Origin of the sequence: Dokdonia sinensis (assembly GCF_003688895.1) — a bacterium.
Classification (GTDB): Bacteria; Bacteroidota; Bacteroidia; order Flavobacteriales; family Flavobacteriaceae; genus Dokdonia; species Dokdonia sinensis.
This window is the reverse complement of sequence record NZ_REFV01000008.1, coordinates 90,997-103,720: the sequence shown is the minus strand read 5'-3', so window position 1 is coordinate 103,720 and position 12,724 is coordinate 90,997. Positions and strand designations below refer to the sequence as shown.

At 39.7% G+C, this 12,724-nt stretch carries 9 protein-coding genes; 5 read left to right on the top strand and 4 right to left on the bottom strand.

The annotated features are described in order from the left end of the window. Nucleotides 1-9 precede the first annotated feature (9 nt). Both EAX61_RS09680 and EAX61_RS09675 read right to left on the bottom strand, forming a co-directional pair. Nucleotides 10-1,629 carry a RagB/SusD family nutrient uptake outer membrane protein gene (locus EAX61_RS09680; RefSeq protein WP_121917486.1) on the bottom strand — a complete coding sequence of 540 codons (1,620 nt, stop codon included), beginning with the start codon at nucleotides 1,627-1,629 and terminating at the stop codon, nucleotides 10-12. A 16-nt stretch (nucleotides 1,630-1,645) separates the two neighbouring features. After that, complete coding sequence (locus EAX61_RS09675; RefSeq protein ID WP_121917485.1) at nucleotides 1,646-4,768, bottom strand: SusC/RagA family TonB-linked outer membrane protein; 3,123 nt, start codon at nucleotides 4,766-4,768, stop codon at nucleotides 1,646-1,648. A 298-nt stretch (nucleotides 4,769-5,066) separates the two neighbouring features. Between EAX61_RS09675 and EAX61_RS09670 the strand changes: the two genes are divergently transcribed. From EAX61_RS09670 to EAX61_RS09655, 4 genes are read left to right on the top strand one after another with little or no spacing between them, the layout of a single operon-like run. Then, nucleotides 5,067-6,503, top strand: a complete 1,437-nt coding sequence (locus tag EAX61_RS09670) for an alpha-amylase family glycosyl hydrolase (protein ID WP_121917484.1) — start codon at nucleotides 5,067-5,069, stop codon at nucleotides 6,501-6,503. Further along, the gene (locus tag EAX61_RS09665; protein ID WP_121917483.1) at nucleotides 6,496-7,725 is read left to right on the top strand and encodes a BaiN/RdsA family NAD(P)/FAD-dependent oxidoreductase; all 1,230 of its coding nucleotides are present in this window, start codon (nucleotides 6,496-6,498) and stop codon (nucleotides 7,723-7,725) included. The genes EAX61_RS09670 and EAX61_RS09665 overlap by 8 nt, the downstream gene beginning before the upstream one ends. Then, nucleotides 7,722-8,117: a DUF4174 domain-containing protein gene (locus EAX61_RS09660; RefSeq protein ID WP_147448357.1), complete on the top strand. Its 396-nt coding sequence runs from the start codon at nucleotides 7,722-7,724 to the stop codon at nucleotides 8,115-8,117. Before EAX61_RS09665 ends, EAX61_RS09660 begins: the two co-directional genes overlap by 4 nt. Continuing rightward, entirely contained in the window at nucleotides 8,110-8,640 is a 531-nt protein-coding gene (locus EAX61_RS09655) for a DUF1697 domain-containing protein (RefSeq protein WP_121917481.1), read from the top strand. Before EAX61_RS09660 ends, EAX61_RS09655 begins: the two co-directional genes overlap by 8 nt. On the opposite strand, the gene EAX61_RS09650 is transcribed toward EAX61_RS09655, so the two are convergent. Further along, nucleotides 8,633-9,109, bottom strand: coding sequence for a TspO/MBR family protein (locus EAX61_RS09650; protein ID WP_121917539.1), 477 nt, complete (start codon nucleotides 9,107-9,109; stop codon nucleotides 8,633-8,635). The two genes, EAX61_RS09655 and EAX61_RS09650, sit on opposite strands and share 8 nt — an antisense overlap. Nucleotides 9,110-9,201: 92 nt before the next feature. On the opposite strand from EAX61_RS09650, the gene EAX61_RS09645 reads away from it, so the two are divergent. Then, nucleotides 9,202-10,284: a diphosphomevalonate decarboxylase gene (locus tag EAX61_RS09645; RefSeq protein WP_121917480.1), complete on the top strand. Its 1,083-nt coding sequence runs from the start codon at nucleotides 9,202-9,204 to the stop codon at nucleotides 10,282-10,284. 19 nt (nucleotides 10,285-10,303) lie between these two features. On the opposite strand, the gene EAX61_RS09640 is transcribed toward EAX61_RS09645, so the two are convergent. Continuing rightward, the gene (locus EAX61_RS09640) at nucleotides 10,304-12,706 is read right to left on the bottom strand and encodes an O-antigen ligase family protein (RefSeq protein ID WP_121917479.1); all 2,403 of its coding nucleotides are present in this window, start codon (nucleotides 12,704-12,706) and stop codon (nucleotides 10,304-10,306) included. Nucleotides 12,707-12,724 lie beyond the last annotated feature (18 nt).

Sequence of the window (12,724 nt, the reverse complement as noted above, 5' to 3'; positions counted from 1 at the left end):
AAATATAATCTAGTAACCTGGATTCTGAACTAGGTTAGGATTTGCTACTAATTGACTCAAAGGAATCGGGAATACGTTTCTAATTGGATTATCTATTGCATTCTGTACTTTGAATTCCCAGTCTTTAGTGTATTGGCTAAAGCGAACAAGGTCATTTCTACGCCATAGTTCCATATAAAGCTCACGTCCTCTTTCGTCTATGAGTTCTTGTGCCGTTACAGAGCCTAAAGGACTAGCATCTCTTAAAATCCTAAGTTCATTAACTAAAGGAGTAGCGTCTCCACCACTGCGCAATAGCGCTTCTGCTTTCATTAAGTGGGCATCAGAATATCTAAAGAATATCTCGTGGTTAGTAAATCCACCAAAACGAGGATTATACTTTATTACACGGATTCCAGTTTCCTCTCCGTTGTTAATCAAACTTTGAGCTCCATTTCCGTCCACAAATTCTCTTGTAAATTTAAGAGGCGCCCCTTGTCGGTCAAGAGTCAACGAACCGTCTTCATTGTATTGTTGACCAAGTAAAAATCCATTTCCTATTTCACTACCATCGGCAATGCCATTGTCATTCGCATCGCTACCACCTGGGACAGCGCCTATAGGTAATCCAGCAGTCGGTACAAAACCACGACGCTCTTCTTGACCACTACCTTCTACGTTAATGTCAGGATTTCCTTCGAATAAATCAAAGTATTCTGATAATGTGGCAAAACCATTCCAACCACCACCTGCTATCACTGGAGCGGAGTTGTAGTGAAGACCATTCCAAATTCTATTTCCAACGGCAGTATCAATGAACCAAATAGTCTCATTATCTAGGTCTTGTTTGAATATATCAAAATATCCGTCTACTAAACCATAACCGTCAGCCTGAATTGCATCTACGAGGCTTACTACACGGTTCATGTCAGCGTTGTCAGGTGTAGTCTCTAAGTATACGTGCTTATTTAATAGAACTTTGGCTAACAAGTATCTAGCAGCACTTTTTCCTGGACGGACATTGTTTCCTCCTGGATTAATATTTGGAAGATTTGTAATTGCAAATTCTAAATCACTTACAATCATAGGAAGCACATCAGAAGGGAGTAAAACTTCTGGAGCTACAGTGTCATCTGTATTCGGGTCTCTTACGGGTACTTGTCTGAAATTATCAACGACAACAAACATACCCAACGCTCTCAAGAAAGAAGCATTTGCCTTAGTTTCAGCATCCGCGTCTGTTAATGGATCTAAAACTTGTGTAGCTTGAAAATGTAAGTTGTTCCAGTCTCTAAATACATTAAGGAAAAATTGGTGTTCTGAATTCCAGTTGTGCTGATGTAATTGTCTCCACAGACCATTATCACCCCAATCCCCTCCACGAGTTGGAATAAGGGCGGCATCAGTAGTAACCTCAGATAATGCAAATAAATTTGCTTGATCACCTATTAGTCCTCTAAGACTGTTAAAAGAATTTTCAACAAAGGAAGAAGGGTCTGAAATACCTTGAAACCCAGCTTCATCACCTTGATTTACCACTACAGAATCGGGTGTTTCGACCTCTAAATCTGTACAGGAGTACATTCCGAAAAGCGCTGTGAGGCATAGTATTTGGCCCCATCCACTTATTTTTTTCATTTGTGTTTTCATAATTTTTCTTTTTTTTTTAAAATCTGGCGTTAACGCCTAATGTTATCGTAGTCGGCCTAGGGAAAGAAGAATAATCAATTCCTTGAGTAGGAACCCCACTACCTAAATCTCCAGTGTTCGAAGTAATTTCAGGATCAAGACCGCTATATCCTGTAATTAAGAATAGATTCTGAGCCGTTGCTGATAGTCTAAGAGAATCTATAAAACCATCACCGCTTAAAGGCCAGTCGTAACCAACCGTCGCGTTTTGAAGTCTTACAAAATCCCCCTTCTCTAAGAATCTTGTAGAAACATCTGCTGAGGATCCTCCCGATTCAGGACTATTAAGTACATCAAAGTTTGTGTTTCTACCACTAGTAGGATTACCAGCAGTAAAGAAAGCATTTGCAGTTGCATTGTAAACCGAGAAGCCAAATTGACCTACGAAATAAGTTCCAACATTCCATCTTTTGTAACGTAAATTTAGAGATAAACCTCCAGTAACATCTGGTAAAGCATTTTCTCCTACGAATTTCTTATCAAGTGCGGCATCACCTAATCCATCACCATCTACATCTTCATAAATAGGAAATCCATCATCATCAAATCCTTCAAATACTGGCATAAACCAAGAGAATAAAGGTTGTCCACTACTTAAACGCTGTGAGAAAGCTCCAGTTAATCCTTGTCCTCTAATTTCACCTGTATTAATATCACCTGGAGCACCCTCCACTACGTTGTCATTATAGGCAATATTGAAGTTTGCAGAAAATGTTACGTCTTCAGTTTGTACAAAATCATAATTTATGGCAAATTCAACACCTTGGTTTATAACAGTAAACTGCGATAGGTTTTGAAATACACGAGGACCACTTCCAGGGAAGGCAGACTGCGTTTCAAAGAGTAGGTCATTCGTTTCTTTTCTATAAACGTTGAATGTTCCATTTAGTCTATCATTATTGAAACCAAAATCCAAACCGAGGTTGTAATCAACAGTATTTTCCCATTTCAAATTTGGATTAAAAGCACCTTGACTAGTTAGTGCTCCAAGAAGTAGATCACCGTCATTATTAATCGATGGTCCTCCGATTGTATTTAACTGTAAGAATCTGGCAAAACCAAGACCTTGAGAGTTTCCTACAACCCCAGCACCTATACGAAGTTTTAGAGTAGATACATTCTCACCTACAAAATCTTCTTCAGAAATTTTCCAGGCTATAGCTCCAGAAGGAAAGTTACCATATTTTTCATTTGGACCAAATACTGACGAACCGTCTCGACGAACCGTTGCAGTTATCAAATACTTGTCTAATATGGATGCATTCGCTCTAAAAAAGAATGATTGAATCTCGTCTGCATTAGAAAATTCATCTGCAAAGAATGAACGCACAGGACGATCAAAACTATTTGTGATATCTGTTTGCTCCACTTGCTCTGTTTCTGTGTTCAGAGTTTGAGAAACGGCAATGTTACCATCGTAACCATAAATCTGAGCAGATGATCCAGCAGCACGTTCTAATTCGTCATAGGCATTAAATAATGCATCACGCATATTATTAAGATTGCTGTTTTGGAAACCCCAACCTTCACCATTAAAACCTTGACGATTAAATTGTTGATAAGAGTATCCAGCAAGTAAATCAAGATTTACATTTCCGAATTCTTTCTTGTAATTGAGTGTTCCTTCCAAGAGCTTGTTGATCTCTTTAAAGCGAGCTATTTGCCCTCGACCGTCCCCAGATATACCTTGAAATCCAAAAACATCCGAAGTATAAATAGCGGTCGTTTGCGTATCATTTTCATCGTACCCAAAAGCCGCTCTAGCACTTAATTCTTCAGTAATATCAAAAGTACCTGCTATGTTTGCTAGATATCTTTCACTATTAGATCGAGCATCATAATTATCGAGCAAGTTCAATGGATTTCTAGCACCACCCTGAGGGTTAAATGTGCTATCTACAGGCCAAGTCGGATTAGCGATAATCGCAGAACCTAACAAATCTCCGTTAAATCCAGCAGTAGCCGCAAGTGGAGGTGCCTGATCATTTACTCTTGAAATTGCTCCTGTGAAATCGATAGTAAGTTTATCGTCAAAAAAACGCTTTGTAGCATTCAGTCTTCCAGTGATACGTTCCTGTCCAGAGTTCTCAATAATACCAAATTGATTACTATAACTTCCTCCTATACGAACGTTTCCAGTTTCAAATCCTTTCGAATAGGCTAAGTCTGTTCTTCTAGAAAATGCATTTCTAAGTACTTCGTCTTGGAAATCATTATCAAAACCAAAGTCAGCAGCCTCTCTATCTCCACCGAATTTTTCAATAGCATCTAAGAAATTCTCTCTATCAAGAAGATCGTACTTCTTTCTTGCAAACGCAGAACTTACAGACGTATTTAACTCAAAAACGCCTTTACGTCCTTTTCCTTTTTTAGTTTGAATGATTACAACTCCATTAGCAGCTCTCGCTCCATAAATCGCTGTTGCAGAGGCATCTTTTAGAATGGAAATATTTTCGATGTCGTTTGGGTTAAGAAAGCTAAGAGGGTTTCTAGCATCTCCTCCTCCTACTCCAAGTCCACCTGGCGCAGGCGCTCCACCTCCAGAAAGTGGAATTCCGTCAACTACAAATAAAGGATCATTACCTCCTCGTACAGAACTTGCACCACGTATTCTAATATTAATACCAGCTCCAGGGGAACCTGATGTTTCTGTAATTTGAACTCCGGCAGATTTACCAGCGATTAATTGCTCTGGAGAAGAAATAACCCCTTGGTTAAAATCCTCTGAAGTAACTGCGGTAACAGATCCAGTTGCATCTTTAATTGTTGTTGATCCATACCCTATAAGTATAACTTCATCAAGTGCATTGTCTGATGCCATAGCAACATTTACAACACTTCTGCCTGCCACTGCCACTTCTTGAGAAGCATAGCCTACGTAGCTGAAAACTAGTACAGCATCACTTGGTACTTCGTTTAAGGTGTAATTACCGTCAAAATCGGTAGTTGCACCGTTAGAGGTGCCTTTAACTACTACATTAGCTCCTGGAAGCGGACCATTTTCTTCAGTCACTGTTCCAGTTACCGTCTGAGCATACGAAATGCCAGCAAAGAGGGTTGCAACGAGGAGTAGCATACTTTTAAGTAATACTTTCTTCATAAGATTCTTGTTTAAAATTAGTTTGCTTAGTTTAATTATATGACATTATGAGCCATATGTAAGGGTTAAATTTATGTAAAAATTGTGTTAAGCCAACTACACTACAACGATAAAGTTACGAAAACGTTTTCGTGTTTTCAAGTCGTATTTACCTATAATATACACAATAGAATACAGCTAAAGTTAGAATTACACAATAATTTAGGTTTTAAATTCACGATATGAGAATGGAAATGAAAGTGAGGTGCTTTTCGTTCTTAACATTTGGTATCTTCGTATAGGATAAAAAATCATAAAAATGCTTAAAAAAATTGCATACATCTCAGTGATGTCTTTTCTCATTTTCAGTTGTAAGAATAGTGCTGATGAGAAGTCCGCTTTCGCGAAAGCGGAAACAAAATCGTTAACACCGTTTAACCACGCAACCGAAGAGAAAGCGGTCATTTATGAGGCAAACATTAGACAGTACTCGCCTGAAGGCACCTTTGATGCGTTCACAAAGGATATTCCTGTGCTCAAAGAACTTGGCGTCAAGATAATCTGGGTAATGCCCATCTTCCCCATTTCCGAAACAAAACGCAAAGGTTCATTAGGAAGTTATTATGCAGTTTCTGATTTCAGGGAAGTAAATCCTGAGTTTGGAACACTCGAGGATGTTGATGAAATGATTGCCGAAGCGCATAAAAACGACATTGCCATTATATTAGACTGGGTTCCTAATCATACTGGCTGGGACCATACTTGGATTACCCAGCACCCAGAATGGTACACTACAAATGATAAAGGAGAGATTGTAGACCCTATAAATACAGATACAGGTGAATCCTTCGGTTGGACAGATGTTGCCGATTTGAATTACAATAATAAGGATATGCAAGCGCAGATGATTGCAGATCTTAAATACTGGGTCACACAGCACGACTTAGATGGTTTCCGTATGGACGTTGCGCATAAGGTTCCAGTAGAGTTTTTTGCAGAAGCTGTGGACACTCTGAAAACAGTCAAGCCTATTTTTATGCTTGCCGAGGCAGAACAGCCCGATTTAATGGCAAATGGTTTTGATATGCACTACGCCTGGGAGATGCACCATCTCTTAAATGCTATGGCAAAAGAGGAACGCTCTACTGTAGATTTCTGGACGTTACTTGCAAAATACGATCAGACGCTGGGCGGGGACGACATTAATATGTATTTCGTTACAAATCACGATGAGAATTCTTGGGCAGGGACGTTGGGTGAACGTATGCCCGAGAATAAAGAAATTTTTACAACGCTTACTTATATGCTGCCGGGAATGCCTCTTATATATAGTGGACAGGAATACGACCTTGACCATAGACTGGCTTTCTTTGAAAAAGATAGTATACCGAAAAATAGAGGAACCTACTTTGAACTTCTAAAGAAATTAGGGCAATTAAAAAATACCAATCCGGCTCTGCACGGCGGTAAGAATAACGCGGGACTTATTAAGATAGATCAAAAGGATGGCTCAATTTTGAGTTTTGCCAGAGATAAAGATGATGAGCAACTTGTATTTGTAGGAAATTTTTCTGGTAAGAACGCTACGGCATATTTTGATTTTAAAGGTGATTTCGTAAACGCACTCACTGGTAATGAGCTTAAAATGGAGGGCTTTACTCAGGTAACACTCGCACCTTGGAAATTCAATATTTATAAACCGAAATCAAAGATAGAGTTTGAACTTCCTGTAGTCCCCAGTACCGATAATGAATAAACACGATGTAATTATAATAGGAGGTGGTGCGGCTGGTTTTTTTACGGCGATAAATGTAGCGTCTAGTGACCCGAGTTTGCGCGTTTCGATATTAGAGCGGGGCAAGGAAGTATTGACTAAGGTCCGGATATCTGGCGGTGGTCGTTGTAACGTGACGCACGCAGAGTTTGTGCCAAAAGACTTGTCGGAAAACTATCCTCGGGGAGAGAAGGAGCTGCTTGGGCCTTTTCACACATTTATGACTGGAGATACCATTGCTTGGTTTGAAGAGCGCGGTGTAGAACTAAAAATTGAGGAGGATGGAAGGATGTTCCCAACTTCTGACAGTTCACAGACTATTATTGACTGTTTTCTTAAAGATTCGCAAGATTTAGGCATTTCTGTACTTAAGAATCATTCTGTTCAGGAGTTTGAATACATAGGTACCTCTTCTCATTGGAAAATATCAACTACTCAAGGTGACTTTCTATGTGACGACCTTGTCATTGCGACTGGGAGTAATCCTAAAGTCTGGAAACTGCTACAATCTGTGGGGCATACTGTTTCTCCAGCTGTACCATCGTTATTTACCTTTAATATAAAAGATAACAGAATAAAAGATTTAATGGGGCTGGCAACCGAAGCTTCGGTTGAGGTAATGGGAACAAAACTCGCATCACAGGGGCCATTGCTCATTACACACTGGGGAATGAGTGGACCAGGAATCTTAAAGTTATCTGCGTGGGGAGCTCAGGAACTCGCGGCAACCAAATATAATTTTGACGTAAAGGTAAACTGGCTCGTGCATTTTTCTCCAGAGGATGCAATGGATGCTCTGAGCGAACTCAAAATAAAGTTTGCAAAGCAGTCACCGCACACGTACGCACAGTTTGAGTTGCCTAAAAGACTTTGGCAAAACTTACTTTTGGCATCGAGTATTTCAAATGACATGAAATGGGCAGATTTGAACAAAGTTCAGTTGTTGTCCTTGAGTAATGAACTTACGAGTGGCATCTTTCGCGTAAGCGGGAAAAGTACATTTAAAGAAGAGTTTGTAACCGCTGGCGGTGTAGACCTTAAGGAGGTGAACTTTAAGACGTTTGCAAGCAAAGTGTGTGAACATTTGTATTTTGCAGGAGAAGTCCTTAATATAGACGCTATTACAGGTGGTTTTAATTTTCAGAATGCGTGGACGGGCGGTTACATCGTGGCGCAGGCTATCGTAAACAAAAAGAAACTGTGAAATTTTTTTTAACCCTTTTAATCTTTGCTCCTATGACAATGATATCCCAGAATCTTAAGTCGCTACAATGGAAAAAAAGAGCGATTGTCGTTTATGCTCCCAGTTTTGACGACGAGAAAGCGCAATCTCAAGCTAAGAAGCTCAAGGAAGTCAAATCTAAATTTGACGATTATAAGTTGGTGTTTATTGAACATACTAATGAAGGAGAGCGCACAGATTTTGGTGAAGTAAAATTTGTGGACATTACTGAAGAGTTTAAGGGGTTTAAAGTTTTCTTAGTCGGTCTGGATGGAGGCGTGAAGTTTGAGAGTAGTACGGTTCAGGAACCACAGCGATTCTTTGACCTTATAGACACGATGCCTATGCGACGCAATGAGATAAAAAATGAATAAATACATCGCCCTGCTTAGAGGCATAAATGTAGGTGGTCACAGGAAGATACTAATGGCAGACCTCAAAGTACTTTTTCAAGAATTGGGATTTAAAAATGTGGAGACACACATTCAAAGCGGCAATGTGGTTTTCGAGAGTTGTGGGGGTGATGTGTCCGCTTTCGCGAAAGCAATAAAAGAAAAAATCAAACAGTCCTACAACTTCGAAGTCTTGACCCTTGTGCTCGACCTGCAGACTCTTCAAAAAATAATCTTAGATTGTCCGTTCCCAAAAGAACAGAAAGAAAAGTCTTATTTTATCTTACTGGACAACCCGCCGACCAAAGAAAAAACAGCAACGCTCAACGCTGAAGTTTATGCTGATGAAGAATTCCATATCACGTCCAGATGCGTCTATTTCTTTGCCTCAAACGGATATGGAAGAGCAAAACTTACAGGGAATATTATAGAGCGCAAACTTAATGTAAATGCCACTGCCCGTAATTATCGTACGATGTCCAAACTTCTTGAAATGGCTAGTTGAGCCTCACGATTTCTAAGGTTAATAATGTTGCAAATGCTATCCAGAGTGTATAGGGAATCAATAAGTAAGCTGCTGTTTTACTTATAGGTTTGAAAGCTTTTATAGTGAGAATTATGGTTATAAATAAAATCACAATCTCTACCAATGCCCATAAAGGAGCTCTCAAAGCAAAAAAGATAATACTCCAAAACGCATTGAGAAGAAGCTGAAAGCCGAAGATATACAGTGCCTTCTGAACTCCTTTCTGATGGAAACCTTTGTTCCAGACTAGTGCTGCTGCGACTCCCATAAGAATATAAAGTAATGTCCACACAGGTGCAAATAGCCAGCTGGGCGGATTCCAAGATGGTTTTTCTAAGGTTTCAAACCAACCAGAAACACTCGTTTGGGTTGCCATCGAACCAATGAGTCCTACGAGCAAGCAAATCCCAATAGCGATGAGTAGTTTTGTTCTAAGTCCTTTTTTCATAGTAATGCTAAAAACATCGAAGGTAAAAAAATGCATTTTAACCTTTCGTCTAGCGCAGTCTAATGCGGTATATTTGTGTAAAATTTAACTAGATGACGGTAGAACAATTTCTTCCACAAGGATACGACGTTAAGGCATCCTCGGGCAGTGTGACTTGGCAATCTCCCAGTAATATAGCGCTTGTGAAGTACTGGGGAAAATACGGCGAGCAAATGCCCAAAAATCCTAGTGTAAGTTTTACCTTAAATAATTGCCATACCGTAACGACTCTAAACTACGAACCTGTTGAGAATCCCTTTGCAAAGACGACCTTTGAAATTTTTCTAGACGGAAATCCCGCGCCAGAATTCAGAGAGAAAATTGAGGGTTTTTTTACACGCATTGAGCAATACTTACCTTTTATAAAGAATTATAAATTTTCCATTGAGACTTCTAATTCTTTTCCTCACAGTTCTGGCATTGCATCCTCTGCTTCTGGAATGAGTGCGCTCGCATTATGTTTGATGACCATTGAGAAGGGATTGCAACCCGATATGGCGGATGACTTTTTTAAGAAAAAGGCATCATTTTTAGCAAGACTCGGCTCTGGAAGCGCTAGTAGGAGTATAGGAGGACCTTTAATCGTTTGGGGAACACATGCGGAGATAGAAGGTAGTAGCCAGTTGTATGGGACACCATATCCTTTTGAAATTCACGAGGTTTTTAAGGAGTACCAAGATACTATTCTCCTTGTGGATAAAGGTGAAAAGCAAGTAAGTAGTACTGTAGGCCACGGTCTTATGAAAAATCACGCCTACGCCGAGGCACGATTTACACAGGCAAATGACAATCTAGAAGCGCTAAAAGGAATTTTTAAAACTGGTGATCTGGATGCTTTTATAGAGCTTGTAGAAAGTGAAGCCCTCACATTGCATGCAATGATGATGACCAGCCAACCTTACTTCATTTTAATGAAACCTAATACACTTGAGATCATCAATAAAATCTGGGAGTATAGAGCACAGTCTGGTTCAAAGGTTTCTTTTACTCTGGATGCGGGAGCAAACGTACATGTGCTATACCCTAAAAGTGAAAAGGAAAATGTTCTCGCATTTATCGCAGGGGAGCTTTCTCAATACTGCAAGGATCAAGAATTTATCGAAGATTTTGCAGGAAAGGGAGCTGTGCAATTATAGAAGTTCAAGCTAAGGTATATTAGTTAGGGTTGAGTTTGCTGGCAGGAAGTCTTTGTGCGACCCTATATCCTAGGGATTTGCTCTTTCGATAATCCTGAGCAGCCTTTTCTTTTAATCCTAAACGTTCATAAGCTAGGCCTCGATTATACTCGGCAATTCCATCTTTATATTGTCCAGTTGCTATTGCTCTAGTATAATAAGCTATGGCTTCTTGATGAAGGTTTTGTCTTGATGCGTTAAAGCCTAAATTGAACAAGGCAAGATAGTGGTTCGGGTCGTTCTCTAGAATAAGGGCCAATTCTTTATTGGCGAGAATATATTTTCGTTGCTTCGCATAACCTAATGCCAGGTTGAGTCGCTGTTGATTTGTCCTTTTTACCACAGCTCCTGGTTTTTTAGAAATAACGAGCTCCTCAAGATTTGAAAGCACAGGGTTTTTTGGATTTGCTTTTAATCCGCTATTTATTATTTCAAGGGTTTTAGTAAAATCCTTTGTTTTAGAAAGTGTTTGCAGTGCTCGCTGTCTCCATACATTGACATCGCTAGGGTAATATTCCAGATATTTTTCAGAGGTGGACAGATAGTTTAAAGTATCCTTTTGCAGTTTGTAGGTGTTGAGCAATACTGTGTAATTATTACGCAATGACGGTCTATGTGCAACTCCTTCTTTTGCATAATACACCGCACTGTCCAGATTTACTTTCTTGTCTTTATAAATGATCGCTTTGAGCATATGCGAGTTGTAGCCATACGGCGCGACTTTTATTGATTTGTCAAAATGATACAGCGCTCTATCCATCTTTTCCTCACTCATCGCATACATTCCTAAAATATGGTCGTGGGCTGTTCCGTCACCATTAATGTCAAAATATCCATCCAGTAATTGAGAGGCCGCATCATAAGAAAGGGTGAATTTATCTCCGTTAAGAAAGTCCTTAAACTTGTAGTCTGAATGTACGTAGCGGTCGTTACGTGAATCCTCGAATTTTAAATAGTCTACGTAAGTCGCGCCGAGTAAGAGTAGGCAAACCGTTCCTAAAACAGCTAAAGATGTTTGGGTAGATATGAAATGTTCTTTTTTACGCTTTCGCGAAAGCGTAACCCCTCCCAATACCATCGCGCTCAGCAATCCAAAGAAAACTTGCAACTGCGGTCGCTCCATCGGGAAATTGAGCAAAGCATCGATAGCATATACCGACAAACCCGCCAAAAGTAAAAACCCAAGACCTGTCTCGTCTTCACTTTTAATCAGCCGAATAATAGTAAGAAATAGTATTGTAAAAAGCCCTACAAAACATAAGAACCCAAAAACCCCAATCTCTGCCAGTACCTGTAAAAAGTCATTATGCACCCGTTGCGGGTTCAGAATGGTATTACGATTAAAGGTTTTGTAAAATTTTGTTTTGTCAGAAAGTTTCCAGTTTCCAGCACCTACTCCGAGTATGGGATTTTGCTTAAAGTCGTCTAAGGCAATTTTATAAAACATAAGCCTGGCATTGTCATTCCCCACCTCGTCATTTGTAAGTGATGGCTGTTGCACATCTTTAGTCGTCTCCGGAGTTATGAGTAGTTGGCTTATTGTATTTGGAGTATCTGGTGTGATTTTATTTGTCTGTAGCACAAGAAATAGTAGAATGCACGGAACAGTAATGATGACTGCAAGTCTTTTTAGTAACTGAGGCTTTGAAAACTTTGTTTTATGTGCTTGGTACATTGCGCTGATTATGGCAATAAACCCAAGCGTAATTAATGAAACAAAGGATGTTCGGGAGGCAATAAAGAATACTGCTGTTAGTCCGAGAATAAGGCCCGTACCATAAAGAATTTTAAAAAGCCACCTTGCTCTATTATAAGAAATTCCTAATCCATAATAGCAAAAAGGGATGCAACAGGTTAAAACCGCTGCCGTTATATTGCGATTCCCGAAATTCAATTTTGCAGGAGCTAGTAGTGCGGTACTACGGGCAATTGTAGGATCTTTTAAGAATATCCAAATTACGGGAATGGCAAGAAATAGTATATAAATGGCGAGCAGTGGAGCTACAGTTTTAATCAGGGATGTGCTCTGTAGTTGTGCAAGACCATAGATAATGGTTATTGTTGCGAGTGTTGTTGCAACTTTGGCGATGGCGAGAACACCTTCGGGAACGTTAATTGCTGTGATAAGTGATAGACAAGAAAAAAATAGAAAACCTAAAAAGCTCAAAAAGAAATATTTTGTGAGCTTGTTTTTATGCCAAGATATTTTTCGCGAAAGCGTAAAAAGCACCACGAGCCCTATGATGTTTATACAACTTAGATATAGCCATTGTGTGTCTCCAGGCTCTAATGTCGAACTACTCGGTAAGGATACAGCCACCAGAATGGCCGCTAAGAAAAGGGCAGTCACGATACGGTTGAGCGATGATGGTTGTGAGGACATACAGGTGCTAATTTATAA

Excerpts from the sequence above, each read along its gene's own strand:
- EAX61_RS09645 (WP_121917480.1), top strand. The coding sequence starts at position 9,202 with ATGACGGTAGAACAATTTCTTCCACAAGGATACGACGTTAAGGCATCC.
- EAX61_RS09670 (WP_121917484.1), top strand. The coding sequence starts at position 5,067 with ATGCTTAAAAAAATTGCATACATCTCAGTGATGTCTTTTCTCATTTTC.
- EAX61_RS09675 (WP_121917485.1), bottom strand. The coding sequence starts at position 4,768 with ATGAAGAAAGTATTACTTAAAAGTATGCTACTCCTCGTTGCAACCCTC.
- EAX61_RS09640 (WP_121917479.1), bottom strand. The coding sequence starts at position 12,706 with ATGTCCTCACAACCATCATCGCTCAACCGTATCGTGACTGCCCTTTTC.
- EAX61_RS09680 (WP_121917486.1), bottom strand. The coding sequence starts at position 1,629 with ATGAAAACACAAATGAAAAAAATAAGTGGATGGGGCCAAATACTATGC.
- EAX61_RS09650 (WP_121917539.1), bottom strand. The coding sequence starts at position 9,109 with ATGAAAAAAGGACTTAGAACAAAACTACTCATCGCTATTGGGATTTGC.
- EAX61_RS09655 (WP_121917481.1), top strand. The coding sequence starts at position 8,110 with ATGAATAAATACATCGCCCTGCTTAGAGGCATAAATGTAGGTGGTCAC.
- EAX61_RS09665 (WP_121917483.1), top strand. The coding sequence starts at position 6,496 with ATGAATAAACACGATGTAATTATAATAGGAGGTGGTGCGGCTGGTTTT.